Below are 25,863 nucleotides of genomic sequence, written 5' to 3' on the forward strand. Positions count from 1 at the left end.
AGTGGCGCCCGCTTGGGTTCCACAATTATGAAATAATTCTGTAACCGCCTGATTCAGTTAGCAAAATTCTTGCGTTCGAGGGATCAGGCTCGATCTTCTGGCGCAGACGGTAAATGTGGGTTTCCAACGTGTGCGTCGTGACACCGGCATTATAGCCCCAGACCTCGTGCAAAAGCGTGTCGCGCGGGACGACGCCCGCGGCAGCACGGTATAGGAACTTGAGAATATTCGTCTCTTTTTCAGTCAGCCTGATTTTCTTGTCGTCTTCGGTGATCAACAGCTTGGCCGACGGTTTGAACGTATAGGGCCCAAGCTGGAAAATCGCCTCTTCGGATTGTTCGTGCTGGCGCAGCTGTGCCCGGATGCGCGCCAAGAGAACGGGGAATTTGAACGGCTTGGTGACGTAATCATTCGCGCCCGCATCAAGACCCATGATCGTATCCGCGTCACTGTCATGCCCCGTCAGCATCAGAATCGGGCTTTTCACGCCCTGGGTACGCAGGTCGCGACACAGGTCACGCCCGTCGATGTCCGGCAGTCCAACATCCAGAATGACCAGATCATACAATGCTTCGGCGGCGCGGGTTTTGGCGTCTGCGCCATTGCCTGCTTCGAATACATCAAAGTCTTCGGTCAGCAATAATTGCTCGCTCAGCGCGTCGCGCAGGTCATCGTCATCATCTACGAGCAAGATTTTCTTTAGCTGGGCCATATCAACTCATCCTCTACAACTTTACTTTAGATGTGTTCACAAAGCCGTGCGTGCAAGAGTAGCAGGTGTTTGATCACACGACCGTGCGAAATTGTCGCGCAATGTTTCAATCCGCCGGTTTCTGCAGTAAGAAATGTGACAACATAACATGAAAGATTTCAAATCATGGTTTTTGGGCCCGATATAACCGAGCAACTGGCACGCGCCCGTGCGGACCTGCGTTTGGGCGTTCCCATTGTACTGGCGGGATCGCGGCCAGTTCTGGTTATGGCTGCCGAAACGCTGACGCCCGCGCGGTTGACCGGCCTGCTTGCCATGGGTGGCGAACCGGTGTTGGTGATCAGCGCCCGGCGCGCCGAAACCCTGAAAGCGCGCGCCTACGATGGCAGCTTTGCGCGTGTCCTCCTGCCACGGGACGCCACGTTGCGATGGGTGAAATCCATCGCGGATCCGGCGGACGATCTGCGCAGCCCCCTGAAAGGCCCGCTGGCCTGCGCACGTGGGGGCGATGCGACGCCGCACGGCCTGGCGATTGATCTGATCAAGTCAGCGCGCCTGCTACCCGCTGCTGTGATACTCGACCTTGCGGATGCAAGTCAGTTCGCCCAGCAAAACGGCCTGACGATGATCAACCTGAGCGCGGCACAACCGATCCTTGCCGCGCGCAGCCCCTTGCATCCGGTGGTCAATGCGCGTCTCCCGATGGAGGTCTCAGAGGCCGGACGTCTGCATATCTTCCGCCCCGACGACGGCGGAGAGGAACATTACGCCATCGAAATCGGCCGCCCCGATCGCAGCAAACCCGTGCTCGCGCGACTGCATTCGGCCTGCTTTACCGGCGATATCATGGGCAGTCTGAAATGCGACTGCGGGCCGCAGTTGCATGCCGCGCTGACGCAGATGGGCAAGGAAGGGCACGGCGTGTTGCTGTACCTCAACCAAGAGGGGCGCGGCATCGGGCTGACCAACAAGATGCGCGCCTATTCCCTTCAGGATCAAGGCTTTGACACGGTCGAGGCGAACCACCGTCTGGGCTTTGAAGACGATGAACGGGATTTTCGATTGGGGTCGGACATCCTGACATCAATGGGGTTTTCATCGGTGCGTCTGTTGACCAACAACCCCCGCAAGGTCGAGATGATGGAGGCAAGCGGCGTCAAAGTCGCAGAGCGCGTCCCTCTCAAGGTCGGCGAGAACAGCCACAACCACGCCTACCTTGCCACAAAAGCCGCCAAATCCGGGCACCTTCTGTGACACCCGACGATCTGGTCCTTACGCCGCGGGGCGTCCGGTTTCAGGGGCAACTTTACCCCTGCACCATCGGAAAAACCGGTATCACCCGCAATAAGCGCGAGGGCGACAAGGCGACGCCCGCGGGCATTCACCGCATTGTCGGTATGCTCTACCGTCCCGACCGCATTCCCGCCCCTGTGCCGTGGGCGATGCCGATCGGCACGCGCGATCTTTGGTCTGATGACGGGACGCAGGGCGACTACAACAGCCTTGTGCAGGCCCCCTACCCGCACAGCCACGAGGTTCTGCGCCGTGCCGATCCCCTATACGATCTGGTGATCCTGACAGATTGGAACTGGCCCGATGCCGTTGCAGGGCGCGGGTCGGCGATCTTTATCCACCAGCAGCGCCGACCGGGCTATCCCACCGAAGGCTGCGTCGCCTTTTCACGCGCGCATCTGCACCGGATCGCCGCGCAGCTGACCCGGCACAGCAGGTTGATCGTCTAGCCTGCGGTACGTTCCCCGAAGATGGCGGAGCCGACGCGCACATGGGTCGCCCCAAGCGCGATGGCCTTTTCAAAATCGCTGCTCATCCCCATCGACAAATCCCGCACCCCGTTGCGCGCAGCAATCTTGGCCAGCAGCGCGAAATGCAGCGCGGCTTCTTCATCGACCGGCGGGATGCACATCAGCCCGCGCACGGGCAGATCAAGTGACAGACATTCCTTGATAAAATCGTCGGCATCCGCTGGAAGAACACCGGCCTTCTGATCCTCTTCGCCGGTGTTAACCTGCACGAACATATCAGGACAGCGCCCCATTTCCTGCGCCAGCCGCGCAAAGGTTTGCGCCAGTTTGGGGCGGTCAAGCGTGTGAATGACGTCAAATAATTCGAACGCGCTACGTGCCTTGTTACTTTGCAGTGGGCCGATCAGATGCAGCTTTACGCCGTCAAACTCCTGCCGGAAAGCGGGCCATTTGCCTTCGGCCTCCTGCACGCGGTTCTCGCCGAAACAGCGGTGACCTTCCGACAGCACCGCCGCAACGCGCGCGTCCGGCTGCACCTTGCTCACGGCGATCAGCTCAACGCTGCCCGGCGCGCGGCCTGCGTCGGTTTCGGCTTTGGCGATGCGGGATGTGATGTCGTGCAAGCTCATGTCAGTCGGCCCTTGTTGTTGAGGGCGCACAGAACAACAGCTTGGCGCAAAAGAAAAGGGGCAGACCAACGGCCTGCCCCTCTTTTAGACTGTATCGTTCAACTTAGAAGTTGAAGCGAACACCCAGGTCAGCAACGGTTGCGCCGTTGCGGTTGTTCTGAACACCACCGCGCAGCGATGTACCGCCGCCCAGGTCGTGTGTTACGCCAACGCCGTATACGGTGTCGGTGTAGGATTCTTGGTCAAGTACAACAGCTGTCAGACGTGTTGCCGCACCGATGTCGAACGCTGCGGTGATCGCGAATGCGTCGCCGCCGGTGCCGTTGTCAGCATAACCGAATGTCAGGTCTGCAACGCCGACGTTACCGCCAACTGTCAGAGCAACTTCAGTGTCGTTTGCGATGTCGGAGTCTTGCAGACCCAGAGCAACGGTCCAGCCGCTGAATGTGTACGCCAAGTAACCTTCGATGCGCTCGCCTTCGAGGTCGTTGTTGTTCGCAACTAGGTCCAGCTCGGAGTACGACAGGTGCGCTTTCAGGTCGCCCATTGCGTACAGAACTTCAACACCGTTGCGGCCAGCTGCGCCGTTACCATCGGAGTCGTATGTCGCGGAGTACGCGCCGGCACCGTTGATGATGTAGTCATAGGACAGACCGGTCAGGCCCAGCTCGACGGGGTACATGCCGGGCATGGAGTCGATCGCGCCGTAGATGTTGCCAACGCCGACTTCCAGACCGCCGGAGCGCGCGAAGTAACGGATGCCGTTGATGCCTGTTTCGATGCGGTCGCTGCGGAATGTGCCGCCTGCGGAAGCTGCATCTTCACCGAGGTTTGCACCGTTGCTGTCGCCGTCGTTGTCCTGCTGGATACGAGCGCGTGCACCGAAGGTGATGCCGTTGTCGGACTCAGCTGTCGCGTCGATTTGCAGACGGAAACGGCTGGTGATGGTTGTTTCGTTTGTTGCGCCTTCAACATAGATGACACCAAAACGGCCGTAGCCGCCGAATGTAACGTCTGCAGCTGCAACGCCAGCGGTCGCAACCAGAGCTGTTGTAGCGAAGAGAACTTTTTTCATGAGTTATCCCTCGGTTTGAATTCATATGCCCATACCGGGGAATCCGGTAAAGGTATGAGAGGTGTTTTCAGCGTTTGCCCTAGTTTTGGCAAGGATCGCGGAAGCCTTGGCATCATTGGAAAAAACTGTGATGCAGCTATGTCACAGTTGTGCAACCCCGCTGAATGCTCGGACGGGCCAAGAACGCAGAGGCACAGGTGCCCTGTACTCTAGTATATACTGACATTGCGCTTGCCCACCGAACCCCGCTTGGATAGACCTGTGCGCAAACAGGCAAAGGACGGTCGAGATGGTGCGCAGTTCGGTATTCAAATCTACACTAGCCCTCGTGGTGGTCTCAGCGCTTGGCGCATGCGGCGCGCTCAACTTTGGCGCACCCGCGGATCGCGACCCCAATCTTGGCCTTGAGCCCACAAACCCCAACTATGTCGAGATGGACCCAGACAACACGATCTGGGCGATTTTCAATCGCAAGAATGTTGATACCAGCGTGTCGGTCAACAAATACCTTTGGTCCGCGTCGCTCGAAGTTCTCAACTTCCTGCCTGTGCAATCCATCGACCCCTATACCGGCGTGATCGTGACCGGCTATGGCACCCCCCCGGGGGGCAGCCAGTCCTACCGCGCGACGGTCCTGATTGATGATCCCGCGCTTGATGCACGGTCGCTGAACATCGCGCTGCAAACCCGTGGTGGCCGCACGGTCAGCAAAGCAACCTCTCGCGCGGTCGAAGACGCGATCCTGAGCCGTGCGCGTGAAATGCGCATTGCCGACGCCAAATTCTAAGCCCGCACCCGTCTATTCCCCATTATCACGCCGGGCCACGCGCTAGTCGCTCGCCCGGCGTTTTTCGTTGATAAGGTCCGCCAAGATGCCCTCCTACTCTCCCGCCGAAATCGAAGCCCGCTGGCAAGCCGCCTGGGAAAAGAACGATGTGTTCCAAGCGGTACGCAACGCCGACAAGCCAAAGTATTACGTGCTTGAGATGTTTCCCTATCCGTCGGGGCGCATCCACATGGGCCACGTGCGGAACTATACGATGGGCGACGTGATCGCACGCTACAAGATCGCGACGGGGCATAACGTGCTGCACCCGATGGGCTGGGATGCCTTCGGGATGCCCGCTGAAAACGCCGCGATGGCTATTGGCGGCCACCCAAAAGACTGGACCTATGGCAACATCGCCGACATGCGCGACCAGATGAAACCGCTGGGATTGTCGATCGACTGGTCCCGCGAATTCGCAACCTGTGACCCTGAATATTACGGCCAGCAGCAGGCGCTGTTCCTCGATTTCCTGTCGGAAGGGCTGGTCTATCGCAAGAACGCCATCGTGAACTGGGATCCGGTCGATATGACCGTTCTGGCCAACGAACAGGTCGAGGCAGGGCGCGGCTGGCGCTCTGGCGCGCTGGTGGAACGGCGCGAGCTGACGCAATGGTTCTTTAAAATCTCCGACCACTCGGAAGAGCTGCTTGATGCTTTGGACACGCTTGATAACTGGCCCGCGAAGGTCAAGCTGATGCAGGCGAACTGGATCGGCAAATCGCGCGGTCTGCAATTCGCGTTCTCGACCATCGACGCGCCAGAAGGTTTCGACCGGATCGAAGTCTACACCACGCGCCCCGACACCCTGCTTGGCGCAAGCTTTGTCGGCATTTCGCCGGATCACCCGCTGGCCAAACTGCTCGAGAAAGACAGCCCCGAAATCGCGGCCTTCTGTGCCGAATGTCGCAAGGGCGGCACGACAGAAGAAGCGATCGAGACTGCTGAAAAGCTGGGGATGGATACCGGCCTGCGTGTGCGCCACCCCTTCGATACCGCGTGGGAACTGCCCATCTATATCGCGAATTTCATCCTGATGGACTACGGCACGGGGGCGATCTTTGGCTGCCCCGCCCATGACGCACGGGACTTTGAATTCGCCACCAAATACGGGCTGCCGATCACGTCGACCTTCTTGCCGTCCGAGGACGCAGACCCAAAGCTCTCCGCGCCCTTCGTGCCGGCGAAATCCGAAAAAGTGTATTACAACGGCGGCTTTGCCGGCGAGAAATGGCAAACCGGCGAAGAGGCGATCATTGCGGCCATCGACGCCTGCGAAGCGCAGGGCGTGGGCCAAGGCGTGACCAAATACCGCCTGCGCGATTGGGGCCTGTCCCGGCAACGCTACTGGGGCTGCCCGATCCCGGTCGTGCATTGCGACACCTGCGGCGTGGTGCCCGAAAAGAAAGAGAACCTGCCGATCGAGCTGCCCTATGACGTCAGCTTTGACACGCCCGGCAACCCGTTGGACCGACACCCCACATGGCGCGACTGCGCCTGCCCGTCTTGCGGTGCGCCCGCGAAACGCGAAACCGATACGATGGACACATTCGTCGATTCCTCTTGGTATTTCGCCCGCTTCACCGCGCCACGCGCTGACACGCCGACCAATATGGCGGATGCGGAATACTGGATGAATGTGGACCAATATATCGGTGGCATCGAACACGCGATTCTGCACCTGCTGTATTCGCGCTTCTTCGCCCGCGCGATGCAGATCACCGGCCATCTGCCCGAAAAAGCGATTGAGCCGTTTAACGCACTGTTCACGCAAGGCATGGTAACACATGAGATTTACCAAACCCGCGACGCAAATGACCGCCCCGTCTATCACCTGCCCGAAGATGTGACCGACGGCAAACTCGCCGATGGGACAGAGGTTGAAGTCATCCCCTCGGCCAAGATGTCGAAGTCGAAGAAAAACGTGGTCGACCCGCTGGGGATCATCGCGAATTACGGGGCGGATACCGCCCGCTGGTTCGTTCTGTCCGATTCGCCCCCCGAACGCGATGTCGAATGGACCGCATCCGGGGCAGAGGCGGCGTATAAGCACCTAAACCGCGTGTGGAACATCAGCAGCCGCATCGCCGAGATGGACGATAGCGCCACAGGCACTGGCGACGACGATCTGCTGCGCGCGATGCACAAGACCATCCACGATGTCACAATGGGTGTGGAATCCTTTGGCTTCAACGCCGCGATTGCCAAGCTTTATGCCTTTACCGCAACGTTGCAGAAATCCAAGGCGGGCAAAGCCGCACAGCGCGAAGCGATCATGACGCTGGCCCAGTTAATGGCCCCGATGACGCCCCACCTGGCAGAGGAAATCTGGACCGCGCAAGGCGGCGACGGTCTGATCACTACCTCGACCTGGCCGCAAGCAGACGAGGCGATGCTGGTCGACGATACGGTGACCCTGCCGATCCAGATCAACGGCAAACGCCGCGCGGAAATTCAGGTACCTGCCGATATGCCAAAGGAAGAGGTTGAAAAGATCGCGCTGAGCCACGAAGCTGTCATTCGTACCCTTGATGGGGCCACGCCTAAAAAGGTCATCGTTGTGCCCGGACGGATCGTCAATGTCGTTGCTTAACCGCCGTTTTCTTATCGCACTGCCACTGCTGGTCCTGGCGGCCTGCGGGTTTCAACCCGTTTACGGCCCCGGCGGCACTGGCACGGCGCTGCAAAACGCGGTGCAGGTCGACGCGCCGAATGATGCCTATTCCTACACGCTCGTTCGCGAGATCGAGACGCGGTTGGGTCGCGCCGCCAGCCCGCGATATGCTTTGGCCCTGACCGTCGACACCTCGGAAGAGGGGTTGGCGATCGACAGCGAAGACAACACCACACGGTATAATCTGGTCGGCAAGGTCGATTTCGCCCTGCGCAACCTCAGCAGTGGTCAGATCGAGGTGTCAGGAAATGTCGAAAACTTTACCGGCTATTCCGCGACCGGTTCGACTGTTGCAACGCTCGCGGCAGAACGTGATGCCCAAAAACGCTTGATGGTCATGTTGGCCGACCAGCTGGTCACCCGCCTTTACGCGGCCGATCTGACCCCATGAAGCTGCCCCCACGCGACGCGAATGCCTATTTCGCCAAGCCCGATCCGACTAAGACCGGGCTGCTGATTTATGGCGGCGATGCGATGCGCGTCGCGTTGAAACGGCAGACTTTCCTGAAAAACCTGCTGGGCCCCAATGCCGAAGAGGAAATGCGCCTGACCCGTATTCAGGCCGCTGACCTGCGGCGGGATGCGCCCATGTTGCTGGACGCGATCAAGGCGGTAGGTTTCTTTCCGGGGCCGCGCGCGGCTTTTGTGGAAGACGCCAACGACAATATCGCCAAAATCCTGACCGATGCACTGGCCGACTGGCAGCCGGGCGACGCGCAGATCGTCGTGTCGGCGGGGGATCTGAAAAAAACCTCCAAGGTGCTCAAGGCGTTCGAGGCGCATAAGAACGCTTTCGCCACCCCGATCTACGACAATCCACCCGACCGGGCAGAGATTGAACGCGTGCTTGCCGAAGCAAAGCTCAGCCCCGAGGCGGATGCGATGGGGGCGCTTAGTGAATTGGCGCGGGTGCTTGATCCGGGCGATTTTCGTCAAATGGTCGATAAAATCACGCTTTATAAGATCGGCGACGCAGGCCCGCTCACGGCAGAGGATGTGGCCAACTGCGCCCCCACCTCGACAGAGGCAGAGGTCGACGACATTCTCCATGTCGTGGCAGAGGCGCGCGCGGGCGACATCGGCCCCGTGATGGCCAAGCTGCAGGCCCAAGGGGTGAACGCCGTGACGCTGATCATCATGGCGACACGTCATTTTCGCACGCTTTACCGCATCGCGAGCAATCCGGGCGGCCAGATCTGGGGCGTCCGCGACCGCGATCGCGCCATGCGTCAGGCCAAAAACTGGGGCGCGGCCAAACTGGAAACCGCACTGACCGTGCTGACAGACACCGACCTAACGCTTCGATCAGCAGGCCAACACGCGCCGACGATGGCGCTGGTCGAACGCGCCTTTATCCGCCTCGCCATGCTGGGGGCACAACGCTAAATTCAGGTTAATTCTTGGGAGGGAATATCGATGTATAAGGTAATCGGGGCAACCAAAACGCGGGCGATGCGGGTGATGTGGATGCTCGAGGAGTTGGGCCAGCCCTACGATCACCTGCCCTGTGCGCCACGTTCGAACGAGGCCAAGCAATACAACCCGTCCGGCAAAATTCCCGCACTTGTGGACGGTGACGACGTGCTGACCGATTCTGTCGCGATCATGCAGTATCTGGCGGACAAGCACGGCGCGCTGACCGCCCCCCCTGGCACCGCGGCCCGAGCGCATCAGGATGCGTTGACCTTCTGGCTGATCGACGAAATGGATGCGATCCTTTGGGCTGCGGCGAAACACAGCTTTGTCTTCCCGCAGGAACAGCGCGTCCCCGAGATCAAGGATAGCCTGAAAGCCGAATTCGCCCGCTCTGCGGCGATCCTGTCAGACAGGTTGGACGGGCCGTTCCTGATGGGGGAGGAAGTCACCATACCGGATTTGCTGGCGACCCATTGCATCAACTGGTCCATCGGCGCGGGATTTGCGCGGGTGGATGACAAGCTGGGAAATTGGGCAAAGTCCATGCGTGACCGCCCCGCGTTCAAGGCCGCCGCCACCCGCGAAGGTTAATCCCGCTGCGCCCAAGCGGCAGCGTGTTGTCCGGCCCATCGGCCTGTCGCAAGGCAGGCCGAGATCAGATACCCGCCCGTCGGGGCCTCCCAATCCAGCATTTCGCCTGCAACGAAAACGCCGGGGCGGGCGTGTAACATCAACCCGTCATCCAGCGCATCAAGCTTTACCCCGCCTGCGGTTGAAATCGCCTCGTCCAGTGGGCGCAGCCCTGCGTGCTTCACCGGCAGCGCTTTCAGCAACCTCGCCAAGTCAGTCGCGTTCGCCGGCAAGGGGCGCGCCATTTCCTGAAGCAGCGCGATCTTGGCCACATTCAGTTTGAGCGTTTTGCGCAGATAGTTTGCCACGCTCATCTTGCCACGCGGCTTAGCCAGCTTTTCGACCAACGCCTCGCGGGATTGATCCGGCAGCAGGTCCAGCATCAGCGGATGCCCTTCACGCAGCCCGCGCGACACGGTGTAGATCCCGCCGCCTTCCAATCCGCGGGCGGAAATCACCGCCTCCCCCCGCGATCGGTAGGTGCCTGATTTCAAGCCGATCCCTTTCAGCGCCGCGCCGAAATGCGCTTCCATATGCGGCGACCAGTTCATCGCGATTCCTGCATTGGCAGGCGCAAAAGGCGCGATATCGACGCCCGCGTCGCGCAGCGGCAAGGCCCAAGCGCCGGTGGACCCCAAGCGTGACCAGCTTGCCCCGCCCATGGCCAGCACAGTGACATCGGCCGGCAAGCCTTTCATGCCGTCTGGCGTATCGAACACCGGCGCGCCGTCTTCCCATCCGGTCCAACGCCAACGGGTGTTCACCGCAACACCTGCATCGGCCAGCCGCGCCAGCCACGCACGCAGCAGCGGCGACGCCTTCATCACGGTCGGGAAAACCCGCCCGGTAGAGCCGGTGAACAGGGTTTGCCCCAATCCCTTGGCCCATTCCTGCACCGCCGTAGCATCGAAACGGTTAAGAATGGGTTCAAGCGGTTCTTTCGCCGTCGAAAAAGCGTTCAGGAATTTGGCGTGGTCTTCGGCCTTGGTGATATTCAGCCCCGATTTACCCGCCATCAACAGCTTGCGCCCGACGGATGGCTTGTGATCGCAGACCGTCACAGCCAAGCCTGCCGCGGCCATCATTTCGGCCGCCATCAGCCCTGCAGGCCCCGCGCCGATGACAACCCCGCGGCGGGCGGGCAAATTTTCTGATGTCATGACGTGCTCTTCCATTCGGGTTAAGGATACAGCTGTGAGTTACAGCGGCACCATTAACTTGACCTTAAACCAAATGCACGACGATCGTGCTTATTCCAATAAAAGGGCAGAATATGCGCATCATTTTAATCATCTCGGGCCTTACACTGCTGGCAAGCTGCGGCGTGCCCTTTGTCCCGTTCATCTAACCGCCTGACCTAGGGCATCTCGGCAGGGGTTTCGGGCGGGGCGCACATCGCTTTGATCCCAGTGGCAATTTCGGGCGTGGCGGCAACGGTATCGGCGACGATATCGCGTGCGCTTTGCATAAGCTCGTCGGCTGGCACAATACGATCGACCAAGCCGAACGTTAGTGCCTCTTGGGCAGTGATCTTCTGACCGCCCATCAGAATAAGCTTGCTGCGCGCAGGGCCGATCAAGGCGGCCATACGTGCGGGGTCGCTGGGTTGCGGCAAGAACCCCAGCTTCATAACCGGATAGAAAAATTTGGCCCCGGGCACGCAGATCCGCAGATCGCAGGCCAAGGCCATCCCCATAGCGCCCCCCGCCAGCGTCCCGTTCAGCGCGCAGATGCTCAGCCCCGGGAGCGCGGCAATCGCACCCGACAGCCGCTCCCATATGTCAGAGACAGCGAGCCCCGCACGCGCCTCGTCCAGATCGGCACCGGCGCTGAACACTTTGCCAGTCCCCGTCAGGATCACCGCGCGGGCGGCTTGGGCGTCCTCCATGAACTCGGCCAGGGCGACCAGCAACTCGTGGGTGAGGGAATTCGCCTTGTCCGGCCGGTTGATCGTCGCGACCCAGACGGGGCCTTCGCGGTCGAAATCGATCATACCAGACCAATCGCTTTGCGGATGCCCTCGTCGCGCAGCGAGATTTCCTCGCCACAGTATTTGTCGGCCTCGGCGCTGCACATCCACAACAGGGCCCGCGCGGGCCAATCGGCGGGGATGTGATCTTCCCATGCCAGTTCGCTGACGGGGTTGATGCCGCTTGCCTTGATCTCGCGCTGCATCTGGGTTGCGACCGTGCCCGGCGACAGACCGATGGCGCGGATCCCGTTCGCGGCTTCCTCCAGGTGGATCGAGCGGCCCATCATGTTCACCGCCGCTTTGGACGCGCAATAGTGGCTCCAGGCTTCGATGGCGTGATGCGCGGCACCCGAGCTGATGGTCAGGATCGACCCGCCGCCTGCGTCTTTCATCACGGGCAAGACAGCGCGCATGCCGTTGTAGACACCCTTGAGGTTGATATCGATGACCTGCGACCATTCGTCAGGGTCCGACGCGGAAAGATGCGAGATCGGTTCGATCACACCGGCGTTGTTGATCAACACATCGACGCCGCCAAAGGCCCCCAGCACCGTTTCCACCGCCGAGGACATCTCACCGAAACGGGCCACGTTGCAGGGGATCGCGATGGCTTGCTTGCCAATTTCGCCCGCCAGATCGGCAATCGCGTCCTGAGACCGCGCCATCAGCACGACATTCGCACCTGCGTCTGCAAAAACCCGTGCCGCTTCGGCCCCGATCCCGCGGCTGGCACCGGTGATCATCACGGTTTTACCTGTCATATCCATCGTATAATTCCCTTCGTCATCAATAAGCCCCGCACGGGGCCTGCCGTGCACGGCGTTTGGTGACATCGTTAGCAACAACATCCGCCAGCGCCAATCAAAAGCGCCCCCGCGGGCGGAACATCGCAGATTGGCGCGGGTCGCTTTGCCTTGTAAGGTGGCGTCGGGCGCTTACCTTTAGCGCAACCGCGCTGTCACCGGATAGCCGCCCGCGATTTGCGACAAAGGAATTTTTCATGATCCGCCCTCTCTTCGGCAGTGCCGCCCTTTCAGTTCTTTTCACCTCGTCCAGCGCTTTGGCGGATGTGACACCGCAGGATGTGTGGCGTGACTGGCAGGACCATATGCAAAGCATGGGCTATGCGCTGACGGCTACCGAAAAGGTATCCGGGGATACGCTCGCGGTGAGCAATGTCCGCTTTGATCTGACGAGCGAGCCTGATCTGGGCCAGATCTCGATGTCGCTTGAACAATTGAGCCTTGTGCAAAACGACGATGGCACCGTGTCGGTGGTCATGCCCGACGCAATGCCCTTGGTGTTCGAAATCACCCCGACCGACCCGGATGAAGACCGCGTGCGCGCAGCGCTGACCGTGAACCAGACCGGCCAGGACATGCGCGTGAGCGGGACGCCGACCGACCTGAGCAGCGCCTATGCTGCCGGTCTTCTAGGCTTGACGCTGGATCAGATGACGGTGGGCGACGAGACCTTCGGCCCCGACAACGCCTCGCTGAATGTGGTGCTGAACAACGTCGAATACGCCTCTAAATCGGTGCTGGACGATATGCGCGCCTATGCGCAGGACGGGTCCATTGCGTCGATGACGTTTGACATGCGCTTCAAAGACCCCAAAGAGCCCGCCATCGCGACGATCAACGGCACCTCGACGGATATGACGTTCGACGGCGACGGGCGGTTGCCACTGGGTATCGCGCAGGCCAGTGATATGGCCGCGATGCTGCGGGCAGGTATGACCGGCGCGGGCACGTTCACCAGCGGCAACAGCACCATGACGGTCGACATCGAAGATCCCGAGAACGGTAATATGTCTGCCGCTGTCGCCTCTGAAGGGGGGCGTTTGACGGTGGAAACCAGCGCCGACGGCATGAGCTATGCCGGTTCGCGTCAGGGCATGGCGCTGTCAGTGCAGCCGCAGCAGTTTCCATTCCTTCTGTCCTTCGGCCTCGATAATGCGGCGTTCAACCTGAGCGCGCCGGTGCTCAAGACCGACGATGCGCAGGACGTGGCCCTTGGGTTGAACCTCGAAGGGTTCACCATGTCGGATATGGTCTGGGGCATGATCAACCCGCAAGGCACCCTGCCCCGCGATCCGGCCAACCTGTCGTTGGATGTGTCCGGCAAGGCGCGGCTGCTGATGGATTACTTTGACCCCGAGGCCGCGACCAGAATGGCCGAGACCGGACAGGTGCCAGCACAGCTCGATAGCGTGAACCTGAATGCGCTGATCGTGGATGCACTGGGGGCCAAGCTGACCGGCAATGGCGCGGTCACGTTCGAGCATGACGAGAACGCCCCCACGGCGCTCAAGCCGTCGGGCGCTGTTGACCTCAAGCTAGTGGGCGGGAACACCTTGATCGATACGCTGGTGTCCTCGGGCTTGCTGCCTGCGCAGATGGCGATGGGTGCGCGTATGATGATGGGCATGTTCGCCGTCCCGGCCGAGGGTGAGGAGGATACGCTGAAATCCAAGCTCGAATTTACCCGCGACGGGCAAATCCTCGCCAATGGGCAGCGGATCAAGTAACCCTTTGCGGCCACGGCCCTCCAGCGACTGGCGTCCCTTGCACAGCTGCGGCAGGGGCGCTAGCAGTCTTTCACCCATTCAAGGAGTATCCCCCCATGTCGCAATCCATTGAGGCGCTGACCAAGTCGTTGCTGCATGCCGCCCGTCAAGCGGGTGCGGATAGTGCTGATGCGATGGCCGTGCGCGGGACGTCGGTGAACGTCGATGTGCGTGGCGGGGTGCTGGAACAGGCCGAACGCGCCGAAGGCGTCGATATCGGGCTGCGGGTTTTTGTCGGGCAACGCTCTGCCAACGTCTCTGCTTCCGACACATCGGACCGCACGATCGAGGAAATGGCGATCCGCGCGGTGGCAATGGCGAAAGAGGCCCCCGAAGATCCCTACATCGGCCTTGCCGATCCCGACCAGTTGGCGACGGATTGGGATGTCGAGGCGCTTGAGCTTTACGACCCCGCGCCCGAGCCTTCGCCCGAAGCGCTGCAGGATGACGCCGCCCGCGCCGAGGCCGCAGGGCTGGCCGTCAAAGGTGTCAGTCAGGTGCAGTCCGCGGGTGCGGGCTATGGCGCGCAACAGGTATTTATGGCGGCCAGCAACGGCTTCGAGGGCGGATACCGCCGTACCGACCGCGGGCTGTCCTGCGTTGCAATCGCTGGCAGCGGCACAGGGATGGAGCGGGACTATGACGGCGACAGCCGCATCTTCCAGACCGACCTGCGCAGCCCCGAAGACATCGGGACCAAAGCCGGTGAGCGCGTTCTTGAACGCATGGGTGCACGCAAACCGCCCACGGGGGCCTATCCGGTATTGTTTGATGAACGCATTTCCTCGGCGCTGATCGGGCATCTTCTGTCGGCGATCAGTGGCACGGCGATTGCACGCGGTGCTTCGTGGCTGCGCGACGCTATGGGCGAACAGGTGCTGCCAAAGGGCATGTCCCTGATCGAAGACCCGTTTCGCCCCCGCGTCGCAGGTTCGCGCCCGTTCGATGGTGAAGGGCTGCCCACGTCGCGCCGCACCATTGTGGACGACGGGACGTTGCAGGGGTGGACCCTTGATCTGGCAACCGCGCGCAAGCTGGGGCTGACCCCGACCGGCAATGCCGCACGCGGCACCGGATCGAACCCCGGTCCGGCCACATGGAATATCGCGCTGTCCCAGGGCAATGCCACCCGCGCAGACCTGATCCGTGATATGGGCACAGGTCTTTTGGTGACGTCGATGATCGGGTCGACCATCAACCCCAATACCGGCGACTACTCTCGCGGGGCGTCCGGTCTGTGGATCGAAAACGGCGAGATCACCCACGCGATCAACGAATGTACCATCGCGGGCAATCTGCGTGATATGCTGCAATCGATCGTACCGGCCAATGACGCGCGCGCGCATCTGAGCCGCGTTGTGCCGTCGCTTCTTGTCTCGGGAATGACCCTTGCCGGCGCTTGATGACCTCTCCCTTTTGATCGAGGCCGCACGCCGCTCGGGCGAGATTGCGACCTCTTTCACCGGCAAGACCGCGCAGCGTTGGGACAAGCCCGATGATGCCGGCCCGGTGACGGAGGCTGACCTTGCGGTGAACGCGATGCTGCACCAGACGCTGACAGCGGCACGTCCGGATTATGGCTGGCTGTCCGAGGAAAGCGACGACGGTACACGGCGGCTGGGGCAGCGTGATCTGTTCATCGTCGACCCGATTGACGGCACACGCAGCTTTATCGAAGGATCCGACACCTGGTCCCATTCCCTTGCCATTGCGCGCGACGGGAGGATCACGGCGGCGGTGGTGTTCCTGCCCATGCTCGACCGGCTCTATGCCGCGGCGGCGGGGGCCGGTGCGACCCTGAACGGGCAAAGCATCTCTGTCTCCAACATCGCCACATTGCCCGAGGCGACCGTGCTGGCCACGAAACCGGTGATGGAAATGCAGCATTGGACCAAGGGCGACCCCGGCTTCAAACGCGCGCACCGTCCGTCGCTGGCCTATCGGCTGGGGCTGGTGGGTCAGGGTCGTTTTGACGGCATGGTCACATTGCGCAAAAGCTGGGAATGGGACATTGCCGCAGGGGCGCTGATTGTCACCGAAGCAGGCGGGCAATGCACCGACCGCACAGGGCAACCCCTGCGGTTCAACAACCCCGATCCACGCCTGAACGGTGTCGTCGCGGGGGGCGATGCCGTCCATGCGGCGCTGCTAAGCGGCCTTGCCCAGACCCAAGCCACCCCTTAGATTGCCCCCAAGGCCATCTGTTTGAAAACAAAGGACCGCGATATGACCCAACGCTTGCATCTCGTCTTTGGGGGCGAACTGATTTCGCCCACCGGTACCGCGTTCAAAAACGTCGATGACATCCATGTCGTCGGGATTTTTCCGAACTACGCCAGCGCCTATGACGCCTGGAAAAACGAGGCACAGCGCACGGTCGATAATGCGCATATGCGGTATTTCATCGCCCATCTGCACCGTCTGCGCGACGAAGAGGCTGCGGCCTCCTCTACCGAAGAGCTGGGGTAAACTCTTATGGCGCGGTCGCTTGGGCTGTCGGCCTATCGCGCCTTTACCGGTCGCGGGGGCGTGCCGCCATTCACCCCCGTGGCCAAGCGCCCCACCGGAGAGCTGGTCTGGTGCCACGCCCCCGAACCCGGCAGCTTGTTCGCGATACAGGATCTGGCCATCCGCCTGTGCCGGAGCCGTCCGGGGCTGAGTGTTCTGATCACCGTTCCCCAAGCATTGGTGCCGGTGGACCTGCCGCCGTGTAGCGAAGCCGACGTGCTGATCGATACCCTGCCCGAAGACCACCCGACGCTTGCCAAAAACTTTATCGATTACTGGCAGCCCGACGCCTGTGTCTGGGCATGGGGGCGCTTGCACCCGAATATGATTGCAGAGATGACCACACAGGCCTGTCCGATGTTCCTGATCGATGCCGACAGCGACGGCTTTGACGGGAGGCGCGACCGGTGGCTGCGCGATCTGACCCGCGATCTGCTGATGCATTTCTCGGCGATCATGACGCGGTCGGAGGCGGGGATGCAGCGGCTTGTCCGGCTTGGGCTCGCCCGCAAGGACATAGAGCTGACCCCCGCCCTTCAGGCCGGTGGCCGCGTGTTGCCGTGCATGGATTCCGATCTGGCCGATCTGTCGGCTGCGGTTGTGGGGCGCCCGATCTGGTTCGCCAATCAGGTGCTCGAGGGTGAGTTGAACACCGTCCTTACCGCGCACCGCCAAGGGCTCCGTCTATCACACCGGCTGTTGCTGATCCTCGCGCCCGGAGACCCCAAGCAGGCCGATGTTTTCGCGCAGCGGATGGAGGATCAGAACTTTCGCGTGCTGCGATGGGGCGACGCGGGCTATCCCGACGCCTCGACCCAGGTGATGATCGCCGATGATCCGGCAGAGATCGGCTTGTTCTACCGGCTGGCCCCTGTGTCCTTTCTGGGCAACTCCCTGATCAACGGCAGCGGTGGCTGTGACCCGTTCGAGGCCGCGGCCCTGGGATCGGCTGTGCTGTACGGGCCGAAAGTTCGGCGGTATCTGCCGCTTTATACCCGGCTGGCTGCCGAAGGGGCCGCGCGGATCGTGAATGATGCCACAGCGCTTGGCACCGCCGTGAACCGGCTGATCGCGCCAGATCAGGCAGCGACGATGGCGCAGGCGGGGTGGGATGTGATCAGCCGCGGTGCGGCCGTCACCGACAAGGTGATCGACCTTGTGCAAGAAACGCTTGACCAGCGAGAGGCCACATCATGAAACGCGCCCCCGCCTTTTGGCACCGCCCCACGCCCGATTGGCGCGCGCGCCTGTTGCAACCTCTGGGCGCGCTTTATGCCAAGGCCACTGCCCGCAGGCTGGCGGCGGGCACGCCGCTGCGTCTGGATATTCCGGTGGTCTGCGTCGGCAACATCAACGCCGGGGGCACGGGCAAGACGCCAACGGTCATGGCTGTCGTCGAACACCTGCGCGACAGGTATCACACGCCCCATGTGGTGTCGCGCGGTTACGGCGGCACGCTGAAGGGACCGGTGCAGGTTGATCCGTCGCGCCACACTGCCGCGCAGGTGGGGGATGAACCGCTGCTGCTGGCCGCCTTTGCCGATGTCTGGGTTGCGCAGGATCGCGCAGCGGGGGCGCAGGCCGCGGCGGAAGCGGGGGCATCGGTGATTGTGATGGACGACGGCTTCCAGAACCCCGCGCTGCATCAGGATCTGTCAATCGTGGTGGTAGATGCGGCCAAGGGGTTCGGCAACGGGCTGTGCCTCCCTGCGGGCCCCTTGCGCGAACCCGTTGCTACGGGTCTGGCGCGGGCGGATATCGTGCTGTCCATCGGTGGCGCTGCAGATCAGGCGCAGTTTGACGCGACCGCCCTGCCCGACGGGCTGCCGCATGTGCGTGCCGAACTCGCCCCCCTGCAAACGGGGATGGATTGGTCCGACACCCGCGCGCTGGCCTTCGCAGGCATCGGCCACCCCGAGAAGTTTTTTGCCACCCTGCGCGATCTGGGGGCAGAGATTGTCCACGCCGAAGCGCTGGAGGATCACCAGCCGCTGAACCCTGCGCTGATGGGACGGCTAGAGGCGGATGCCGCCCTGCGCGGCGCCCAGCTGGTCACAACGGAAAAAGACGCGGTGCGTCTGCCCGCGTCTTTCAGAATGAAGGTGATAACCCTGCCTGTGCGACTGAAGTTCGATCCTGAAAACGCGCTTTTTGCCGCGCTGGATCGACTGCCGAAACCGGCATAACCGCCAGAGCTTCCAGCGAAGCCCGGGCAGCGTGTCGGGGCGAACCTAGTCGTCCTGCCCCAGCTTTGGCGCGGCGCGATGCAAAGCCAGTTCAGCGCCCGAGAATTTGAACGGCGACCGGATGCCCGGCACTCCGTCCAGTTCGACCTTCATGCCGCGCGCGATGACTTGGGGGTCTTCGAACATATCGGCCATGTCGTTGATCGGCCCTGCTGGCACGCCCTCTGCCTCGCAGGCGGCGAGCAGATCGTCGCGGGTGCGTTGGCTGGTAGCCCCGTTCAGACGGCGGATCATCTCGGGCCGGTTGGCGACGCGGTCGGCGTTCTTGGCATAGTCTGCCGAGGTTGCCATATCATCCAGCCCCAGCATCCGGCACAGCCGTTGGAACTGCCCGTCATTGCCCGTGGCGATGATCAGATGCCCGTCAGAGGATGTGAACACCTCGTAGGGGGTGAGGTTCGGGTGTGCGTTGCCCATCCGCGTCGGCGCATTGCCCGTGGTCAGATAGTTCATCGCCTGATTGCCCGTGACCGCAACAGCGCAATCCAGCAGTGCCATGTCAATATGCTGGCCCACGCCGGTCTGGCTGCGCTGGTGTACCGCTGCCAGAATGGCCGTGGTGGCATAGACGCCGGTAAAGATATCGGTGATCGCCATGCCGTGTTTCTGCGGCTGACGGTCGGGTTCACCCGTGATCGACATCAGGCCGGACATGCCTTGGATGATGAAATCATAGCCCGCGCGATGCGCATAGGGGCCGTCCTGCCCGAAACCGGTGATAGAACAATAGATCAGCTTGGGGAACTGCTTGGACAGGCTGGCGTAATCCATCCCGTATTTGGCAAGCCCGCCGGTTTTGAAATTCTCGATCAGGATGTCGGCATCGGCCAAAAGCTCTTTCATCTTGGCCTGACCTTCATCGGTGGTCAGATCGACAACAACCGAGGCTTTGCCCCGGTTGGCCGAGTGGAAATACGAGGCGGATTTATCTTCCCCGCGCTCGATGAACGGAGGCCCCCACTGGCGGGTGTCGTCGCCCGCCGGGCTTTCGACCTTGATCACCTCGCAGCCGAGATCCGAAAGCGTCTGACCGGCCCAAGGGCCTGCCAGAATACGTGCCAGCTCAATAACCTTGAGCCCTGCCAGCGGGGCCGCCATTATTCTTCCAGCGCCGCGTCGATGATCTCTTTCATCTCGGCATAGGGCATGTTGGAGTATTTCTTGCCGTTGATGATGAAGCTTGGCGTGCTGTTGATGTCATCCGCCTTCTGGTTTTCTTCCCACCATGCGACCAGCGACTGTGCTTTTTCACCGTCTTGCAGACAGGCGTCCAGTTCAGCATTGTCGAGACCGGCCAAACGGCCGATTTTGCGCAGCTCTTCGACGATCGCGGCAGGCTCTCCGGCGCGGACCCATTCGGACTGACCGGCATAGATCATGTCGGTAATGCCAAAGAACTTGTCCTCGCCACCGCAGCGCGACACCATCGACGCCCAAAGGCCGTAGCGATCAAAATAGACCTCGCGGTAGGTGAAGCCGATTTTGTCGTTGTCGATGTAATCCGCCTTGAGCTGCTGGAACGGGCCTTGGTCAAAGGCGGCGCAGTGCGGGCAGGTGTAGGATGCGTATTCGATGATCTGGACCGCTGAATCGGGGTTGCCCAATGTCATGTCCCGAATTTCGGTGGTTGCAGCAGGCGCATCTGCCTCTGCCGTGTCGGCTGACTGTGCGTTGGCCGCGCTCACCAGCGGGTTGATCGGTGTGCTGTTCACGGCATTTGTACCGCTGAAAGCGTACCAGCCACCTGCGGCAGCTACGGCAACAGCCGCAAGGATGGGGAATGTCGGTTTCATGTGATTTCCTTTTTCAGCGTTTGGTCTTGTTCAATATGTTCTCGCCCAGACGTGCAAGTGCATCGCGCAGGGCCTCGTTCGCGACAGGGCTGACGGTTTCGGCAGCACGCTGTTGCAAGACGGGGTCGTTCGGCGGTTCGGGATGGGTCTTAGGTTGCGGCGCAAAAGCGACCTGGCCTTCGGCAAAGCCGGTGGCAGCCGTCTGGGTCACCCGCACCCGCGCAATCGCGTTGAACCCGTAGATGGCGTTCACCTTGGCGCGCAGCTGTTCCTTCTGCATCTCCAGCATCGGCGCATTTGCCCCTGTCGTCAGCAAGGTCAGCGTTGCCCCCATACCGCCGCGGCCATAGCTGACCTCGACAGGGCGCGAGATGGCCGCGACGTCCTGACCGACGATTTCGGCCCATTGGGTCAACAGACGGGATTGGGCAAAGCCGCGAGTCTCGCTCGCCTGACGGATCTTGGCCGAAAGCAGGCTATCCGTCCTTTTGAACCCTTTTGTACTGGTACGCCGTGGCGCCATGACTATCTTTCCCGAATGACTAGCCACAACATAGCGATCCCGCCTCGTATCACCAGCCATACCCAACCGAAAAGGTTATAAACATTGCGTGACACCGACCCCTCCGGCGACCTCCCGCTGATCCTTCTGGAATGGTACGATGTCCATGCGCGTGCGATGCCTTGGCGCGTGCCGCCAGCGGCGCGGGCGGCGGGCGTGCGCCCCGATCCCTACCGCATCTGGCTAAGCGAGGTGATGCTGCAACAAACCACCGTCGCAACCGTGCGCGACTACTTCCAGCGGTTCACCGCGCGCTGGCCGACGGTCGCTGATCTGGCAGCGGCTGCGGATGCGGATGTGATGGGAGAATGGGCCGGATTGGGCTATTACGCCCGTGCCCGCAATCTGCTGAAATGCGCCCGCGCTGTGGTGGCCGATCATGACGGCCGGTTCCCCGCCGACCACGCGGCCTTGCTAAAGCTGCCAGGGATTGGCCCTTATACCGCTGCGGCCGTATCCTCTATCGCGTTTGACCTGCCCTTCACCGTGCTGGATGGCAATGTCGAACGGGTGATGGCGCGGCTCTATGACATCCACACCCCCCTGCCCGCTGCCAAGCCCGAGCTGATGACACGTGCAGAGGCGCTGACCCCAACCACCCGCCCCGGAGATTACGCCCAAGCGGTGATGGATCTGGGGGCCACGATCTGCACCCCCAAATCCCCGGCCTGCGGCATTTGTCCGTGGCGCGATCCCTGCCTTGCCCGCCGCAATGGCACGGCGGCCGAACTGCCCAAGAAGACACCGAAGAAGCCGAAGCCGATCCGGCATGGCACGGTCTATCTGGGGCAGCGCGCGGATGGCGCCTGGCTGCTTGAGACGCGCCCCGACAAAGGGTTGCTGGGCGGTATGCTCGGTTGGCCCGGCACGGACTGGATCGAGGCAGACGGCCCGCGCCCCGCAGGCACACCGCCTGCCCCCGCCGACTGGCAGCCCCTTGCAGGGGAGGTGCGGCACACGTTCACGCATTTTCACCTGATGCTGACCGTCATGCACGCGCCCCTAACGAATGACACGGTGCCAGCACGCGGACACTTTGTCGTGCGGGATGATTTCCGCCCCTCGGACCTGCCCACGGTGATGCGCAAAGCCTATGACTTGCTACGTTAGCGGCGGCGCGGCATAGTTTGTCGCAGCCAAAGCTGTGCCCGACCCCTTGGGCCAGATAACCCGAAAAGGCCGTGCAGCATGACCTCGCCCACCACAAACATAAGCACCGACCAGCTGTCGCAGTTCCGGCGTGCGCTGCCTTTTGCCCTGTCCTTTGCGCTGATCCCGCTGGTCTGGGTCTCAGCCACCGTCGGCGGCTGGACCGTGCTCCTGATGCCGCTGGTCACATGGTATCTGTTTTCGATCATCGACGCGATCGCGGGGCTGAACCTTGATAACGCCGATCCGGACGCGTCAGACGGCGACCTGTTCTGGTATCGCATGATCACGACCGCGTGGATGCCGGTGCAGTTTCTCACGCTCTTCGGGTTGCTATGGTACGTGCCACAGGCCGCGCATCTGTCCGGCTGGGAGAAAGCCGCCGTCTTCTTCGGCGTCGGCGTCATGACGGGCACCATCGGGATCAACTACGCCCACGAGCTGATGCACCAACGCAATAGACGCGAACGCTTCTGGGCCGATGCGCTGCTGGCGATGGTGCTGTATTCCCACTTCCGGTCTGAACATCTGCTGGTGCACCACCGCTATGTCGCCACCCCGCGCGATCCGGTGACCGCACGCTATAACGAAGGGTTCCACCGCTTTTACCCGCGCGTCCTGCGGCAATCGCTGGTGTCCAGCTTTCAGGCCGAAAAAGCGATGCTGGCACGCAAGGGCAAACCCTGGACCGACCTGAGCAACCCGTTTTTCAAATATGGGGCGCTGCAAGCAGGCTGTCTGATCCTCGCCGTGGTCCTTGGCGGCTGGGTCGGTCTGGGCCTGTTCCTGCTGCAAGCGGGCGTGGCGATCTGGCAGCTTGAGCTGGTGAATTACATCGAACACTACGGTCTGACGCGCAAACATCTGGGTGACGGCAAATATGAACACGTCCAGCCGCGTCATTCGTGGAACGCGGCGCATATGGCGTCCAACTGGCTGCTGATCAATCTGCAACGCCATTCCGACCACCACTACAAACCCGACCGGCGGTTTCCCGTGCTGCAAACCTATGGCGACGCAGAAGCGCCGCAATTACCCTATGGCTACCCCGTCATGACAATGGCCGCGATGATGCCCTGGGTCTGGCGGCGTGTGATGAACCCTCGGGTGCGGGAATGGCGCCGGACCTACTACCCCGAGATCACGGACTGGGCCGAGTATAACGCGGGCAAGACCCCCTATCCCCGCTGAACATCGCTGAACCTTCCTGACCGCCTGAAACGAAAAAGACCCCGCCAATGAAAGGCGGGGCCAAGGTGAGTGTCCTTATGGGCACGCCTTCTCATGAGGCGGCAAGGACACCGGCGGTGTTCGTAAATAGGGTGTGAAAGTGGGGAGAGGCCTAGTTGGCCATCTCTGCCCGGATCTGCTGGCGCAAGATATCGATCGGCACGCGTTTGCCGTCTTTCTTGTAGCACCAATATGTCCAACCATTGCAGCTTGGCGCTTTCTCGTACGCCGCACCAACTTGGTGGATCGATCCTTTGACCTCGTTCCCGACAAGCGTGCCATCGGCACGAACCTTGGCGGAATACCGGCCGTTCAGGGAATAAAGCTCTTCGCCCGGGCGCAGCATGCCACGTTCAACCAGCTGGCCAAACGGCACGCGCGGCTCGGCGCGCTTCGAGGTGGTGGTCTGCAACGCTTCCTTATCGAACTTGCGCACGGATTTGATCCGCTTTTCGGCAACCTTGCGATACGCCTCTTCCCGTTCGATCCCGATAAAGTCGCGGCCCAGCATCTTGGCCACGGCACCTGTGGTGCCTGTGCCAAAGAACGGATCAAGCACGACATCACCGGGGTTGGTGGACCCTACAAGAATACGGTGCAACAGGCTTTCGGGCTTTTGCGTCGGATGCGCTTTATCGCCCATCTCGTCCTTCAGACGTTCGTGGCCGGTGCAGATCGGCAGCACCCAATCACTGCGCATCTGGATACCTTCGTTCAGCGCTTTCAACGCTTCGTAGTTGAAGGTGTATTTGGAATTCTCGTCCTTGCCGGCCCAGATCATGGTTTCATGCGCATTGGTAAAGCGCTTGCCGCGAAAGTTCGGCATCGGGTTCGACTTGCGCCACACCACGTCGTTCAAGATCCAGAAACCCGCATCCTGCAATGCGGCACCAACGCGGAAAATATTGTGATAGCTGCCAATGACCCAGATCGCGCCATTGGGTTTCAACAGACGCCGCGCGGCTTTCAGCCATTCGCGGGTAAACTTGTCATAGACGGCAAAGCTGGAAAACTGGTCCCACGCATCATCGACCGCATCCACCTTTGAATTGTCGGGGCGATGCAAGTCGCCACGCAACTGCAGGTTATAGGGGGGATCTGCAAAGATAAGGTCCACCGACTCTGCCGGAAGCGCATTCATCGCTTCGATACAGTCGCCAGAAATGATCGTGTTTAAAGGGAGTGCTGCCGCACCCTTGGTCATCGTCTTCATAATAGCTGCCTCTTGCCCGGCACATTGTGTGCTCTTGGTTATCCACAAGATGCCCCGACAGACGATTCCTGGTCAATTTCTTTTTTGAATCAAGTGGTTAGTTATTTATCTTGATACAACATGTTGTGTACGGGTTTGAACAAACGTCTATGGTGTGGGGTCACACCAATTTTCTGCAACGCCTCCATGTGCTTTTTCGACCCGTATCCCATGTTGGTTTCCCAGCCATATCCGGGGTGCTGTTGCGCCAAGGACAACATGACACAATCTCGACATATTTTGGCCGCAATTGAGGCCGCGGAAATCGACTGCGACCGGGCGTCTCCCTTGATCACGGTTTCGGCAGGCAAGGTCAGATCGCGCGGGATCATATTGCCGTCGATCAACGCATAATCGGCGGGGGTCTTCAGCCCCTCCAGCGCGCGCAGCATGGCAAGGTGGCTCGCCCTCAGGATGTTAAGCTCTTCAATCTCTTCGACCGAGGCATGGGCAACGCTGACATCCGCAACCTGCAAAAGCTCTTCATACAGGCGTTCTCGCGCAGGTTTGGTCAGCTTTTTTGAATCGTTCAGCCCTTCGGGAATGCGATCCGGGTCCAGCACCACGGCAGCGGCAGTGACCGGCCCCGCCAAGGGCCCGCGCCCCACCTCGTCCACGCCGGCGACCCGCTCAAAGCCGCGCGCATGGGCGGCCCGTTCAAATTCAAAATCTGGTTTCATGACCCGTGAAAACCCCAACCCGCGCCAAAGCTCAAGCCCCGCCCAAGCGAATTGTGACCTTGCGAAGACTGCGATGTCACAATCGCAAAAGATATCCACAGCACATAAGAAAGGGAGGGATGCCCGAACATCCCTCCCTTCCCCACCCGAGAGCATCGAAATGCCCCCGGTATTGGC

The 25,863-nt window shown here is 61.1% G+C and carries 26 protein-coding genes; 15 read left to right on the forward strand and 11 right to left on the reverse strand.

Annotation, left to right across the window (positions count from 1 at the left end):
* Window positions 1–25: 25 nt before the first annotated feature.
* Window positions 26–712, reverse strand: coding sequence for a response regulator transcription factor (locus ACTRWK_RS04615; RefSeq protein ID WP_005850360.1), 687 nt, complete (start codon window positions 710–712; stop codon window positions 26–28).
* 165 nt (window positions 713–877) lie between these two features.
* Between ACTRWK_RS04615 and ribA the strand changes: the two genes are divergently transcribed.
* Window positions 878–1,966: a GTP cyclohydrolase II gene (gene ribA, locus ACTRWK_RS04620; protein ID WP_037942710.1), complete on the forward strand. Its 1,089-nt coding sequence runs from the start codon at window positions 878–880 to the stop codon at window positions 1,964–1,966.
* Window positions 1,963–2,454, forward strand: coding sequence for a L,D-transpeptidase family protein (locus tag ACTRWK_RS04625; RefSeq protein ID WP_289081316.1), 492 nt, complete (start codon window positions 1,963–1,965; stop codon window positions 2,452–2,454). The genes ribA and ACTRWK_RS04625 overlap by 4 nt, the downstream gene beginning before the upstream one ends.
* Here ACTRWK_RS04625 and ACTRWK_RS04630 read toward each other — a convergent pair.
* Together ACTRWK_RS04630 and ACTRWK_RS04635 are read right to left on the reverse strand one after the other, a co-directional pair.
* Window positions 2,451–3,104 carry a YggS family pyridoxal phosphate-dependent enzyme gene (locus tag ACTRWK_RS04630; RefSeq protein ID WP_289081317.1) on the reverse strand — a complete coding sequence of 218 codons (654 nt, stop codon included), beginning with the start codon at window positions 3,102–3,104 and terminating at the stop codon, window positions 2,451–2,453. The two genes, ACTRWK_RS04625 and ACTRWK_RS04630, sit on opposite strands and share 4 nt — an antisense overlap.
* Window positions 3,105–3,207: 103 nt before the next feature.
* A complete protein-coding gene (locus ACTRWK_RS04635) occupies window positions 3,208–4,179 on the reverse strand; it encodes a porin (protein ID WP_289081318.1) in 972 nt (323 codons plus the stop codon).
* A 289-nt stretch (window positions 4,180–4,468) separates the two neighbouring features.
* Here ACTRWK_RS04635 and ACTRWK_RS04640 point away from each other — a divergent pair, with 289 nt between their 5' ends.
* From ACTRWK_RS04640 to ACTRWK_RS04660, 5 genes are all read left to right on the forward strand, one after another.
* Entirely contained in the window at window positions 4,469–4,966 is a 498-nt protein-coding gene (locus tag ACTRWK_RS04640; RefSeq protein ID WP_168592297.1) for a DUF3576 domain-containing protein, read from the forward strand.
* A gap of 85 nt (window positions 4,967–5,051) precedes the next feature.
* A complete protein-coding gene (gene leuS / locus ACTRWK_RS04645) occupies window positions 5,052–7,598 on the forward strand; it encodes a leucine--tRNA ligase (RefSeq protein WP_289081319.1) in 2,547 nt (848 codons plus the stop codon).
* Complete coding sequence (gene lptE, locus ACTRWK_RS04650; RefSeq protein ID WP_009825516.1) at window positions 7,585–8,070, forward strand: LPS assembly lipoprotein LptE; 486 nt, start codon at window positions 7,585–7,587, stop codon at window positions 8,068–8,070. Before leuS ends, lptE begins: the two co-directional genes overlap by 14 nt.
* Window positions 8,067–9,065 carry a DNA polymerase III subunit delta gene (gene holA / locus ACTRWK_RS04655; protein WP_009825517.1) on the forward strand — a complete coding sequence of 333 codons (999 nt, stop codon included), beginning with the start codon at window positions 8,067–8,069 and terminating at the stop codon, window positions 9,063–9,065. The genes lptE and holA overlap by 4 nt, the downstream gene beginning before the upstream one ends.
* A 30-nt stretch (window positions 9,066–9,095) precedes the next feature.
* The gene (locus ACTRWK_RS04660; protein ID WP_289081320.1) at window positions 9,096–9,686 is read left to right on the forward strand and encodes a glutathione S-transferase family protein; all 591 of its coding nucleotides are present in this window, start codon (window positions 9,096–9,098) and stop codon (window positions 9,684–9,686) included.
* Here ACTRWK_RS04660 and ACTRWK_RS04665 read toward each other — a convergent pair.
* The 3 genes from ACTRWK_RS04665 to ACTRWK_RS04675 form a co-directional block, all read right to left on the reverse strand.
* Window positions 9,683–10,885, reverse strand: a complete 1,203-nt coding sequence (locus ACTRWK_RS04665) for a TIGR03862 family flavoprotein (protein ID WP_289081321.1) — start codon at window positions 10,883–10,885, stop codon at window positions 9,683–9,685. The two genes, ACTRWK_RS04660 and ACTRWK_RS04665, sit on opposite strands and share 4 nt — an antisense overlap.
* Before the next feature lie 197 nt (window positions 10,886–11,082).
* On the reverse strand, window positions 11,083–11,718 hold the full coding sequence (locus ACTRWK_RS04670) for an enoyl-CoA hydratase/isomerase family protein (RefSeq protein ID WP_289081322.1): 636 nt from the start codon (window positions 11,716–11,718) through the stop codon (window positions 11,083–11,085).
* Window positions 11,715–12,464: an SDR family oxidoreductase gene (locus ACTRWK_RS04675; RefSeq protein WP_037942693.1), complete on the reverse strand. Its 750-nt coding sequence runs from the start codon at window positions 12,462–12,464 to the stop codon at window positions 11,715–11,717. Before ACTRWK_RS04675 ends, ACTRWK_RS04670 begins: the two co-directional genes overlap by 4 nt.
* 233 nt (window positions 12,465–12,697) lie before the next feature.
* On the opposite strand from ACTRWK_RS04675, the gene ACTRWK_RS04680 reads away from it, so the two are divergent.
* From ACTRWK_RS04680 to lpxK, 6 genes are all read left to right on the forward strand, one after another.
* Window positions 12,698–14,227 carry a DUF2125 domain-containing protein gene (locus ACTRWK_RS04680; protein WP_180828396.1) on the forward strand — a complete coding sequence of 510 codons (1,530 nt, stop codon included), beginning with the start codon at window positions 12,698–12,700 and terminating at the stop codon, window positions 14,225–14,227.
* Window positions 14,228–14,322: 95 nt separating this feature from the next.
* Window positions 14,323–15,669, forward strand: a complete 1,347-nt coding sequence (locus ACTRWK_RS04685) for a TldD/PmbA family protein (RefSeq protein WP_289081323.1) — start codon at window positions 14,323–14,325, stop codon at window positions 15,667–15,669.
* Window positions 15,656–16,450, forward strand: a complete 795-nt coding sequence (locus tag ACTRWK_RS04690; protein WP_064216093.1) for a 3'(2'),5'-bisphosphate nucleotidase CysQ — start codon at window positions 15,656–15,658, stop codon at window positions 16,448–16,450. The genes ACTRWK_RS04685 and ACTRWK_RS04690 overlap by 14 nt, the downstream gene beginning before the upstream one ends.
* Window positions 16,451–16,492: 42 nt before the next feature.
* Entirely contained in the window at window positions 16,493–16,735 is a 243-nt protein-coding gene (locus ACTRWK_RS04695) for a DUF4170 domain-containing protein (RefSeq protein ID WP_005850395.1), read from the forward strand.
* Window positions 16,736–16,741: 6 nt separating this feature from the next.
* A complete protein-coding gene (locus ACTRWK_RS04700; protein WP_289081324.1) occupies window positions 16,742–17,971 on the forward strand; it encodes a 3-deoxy-D-manno-octulosonic acid transferase in 1,230 nt (409 codons plus the stop codon).
* Complete coding sequence (gene lpxK, locus ACTRWK_RS04705; RefSeq protein WP_289081325.1) at window positions 17,968–18,960, forward strand: tetraacyldisaccharide 4'-kinase; 993 nt, start codon at window positions 17,968–17,970, stop codon at window positions 18,958–18,960. The genes ACTRWK_RS04700 and lpxK overlap by 4 nt, the downstream gene beginning before the upstream one ends.
* A gap of 45 nt (window positions 18,961–19,005) precedes the next feature.
* Here the strand turns inward: lpxK and ACTRWK_RS04710 are convergent, their stop codons facing one another.
* Genes ACTRWK_RS04710 through ACTRWK_RS04720 form a run of 3 tightly spaced genes read right to left on the reverse strand, consistent with a single transcriptional unit; the run spans window position 19,006 to window position 21,336 of the window.
* Window positions 19,006–20,118, reverse strand: a complete 1,113-nt coding sequence (locus ACTRWK_RS04710; RefSeq protein WP_005850400.1) for a CaiB/BaiF CoA transferase family protein — start codon at window positions 20,116–20,118, stop codon at window positions 19,006–19,008.
* Window positions 20,118–20,813: a DsbA family protein gene (locus ACTRWK_RS04715; protein WP_289081326.1), complete on the reverse strand. Its 696-nt coding sequence runs from the start codon at window positions 20,811–20,813 to the stop codon at window positions 20,118–20,120. Before ACTRWK_RS04715 ends, ACTRWK_RS04710 begins: the two co-directional genes overlap by 1 nt.
* A 13-nt stretch (window positions 20,814–20,826) precedes the next feature.
* Window positions 20,827–21,336 (reverse strand): DUF721 domain-containing protein, encoded by a 510-nt coding sequence (locus tag ACTRWK_RS04720; RefSeq protein WP_005850403.1) that lies wholly within the window; start codon window positions 21,334–21,336, stop codon window positions 20,827–20,829.
* An 84-nt stretch (window positions 21,337–21,420) separates the two neighbouring features.
* Between ACTRWK_RS04720 and ACTRWK_RS04725 the strand changes: the two genes are divergently transcribed.
* Together ACTRWK_RS04725 and ACTRWK_RS04730 are read left to right on the forward strand one after the other, a co-directional pair.
* Complete coding sequence (locus tag ACTRWK_RS04725; protein WP_037942678.1) at window positions 21,421–22,485, forward strand: A/G-specific adenine glycosylase; 1,065 nt, start codon at window positions 21,421–21,423, stop codon at window positions 22,483–22,485.
* A gap of 78 nt (window positions 22,486–22,563) precedes the next feature.
* Window positions 22,564–23,715 (forward strand): alkane 1-monooxygenase, encoded by a 1,152-nt coding sequence (locus tag ACTRWK_RS04730; protein ID WP_462843808.1) that lies wholly within the window; start codon window positions 22,564–22,566, stop codon window positions 23,713–23,715.
* Window positions 23,716–23,866: 151 nt separating this feature from the next.
* Here ACTRWK_RS04730 and ACTRWK_RS04735 read toward each other — a convergent pair whose 3' ends face one another.
* A complete protein-coding gene (locus ACTRWK_RS04735) occupies window positions 23,867–24,967 on the reverse strand; it encodes a site-specific DNA-methyltransferase (RefSeq protein ID WP_005850409.1) in 1,101 nt (366 codons plus the stop codon).
* A 101-nt stretch (window positions 24,968–25,068) separates the two neighbouring features.
* Window positions 25,069–25,686, reverse strand: a complete 618-nt coding sequence (locus ACTRWK_RS04740; protein WP_037942886.1) for a ribonuclease HII — start codon at window positions 25,684–25,686, stop codon at window positions 25,069–25,071.
* Window positions 25,687–25,863 lie beyond the last annotated feature (177 nt).

The sequence above is a fragment of the Sulfitobacter sp. G5_S2_6_S6 genome (assembly GCF_054968505.1).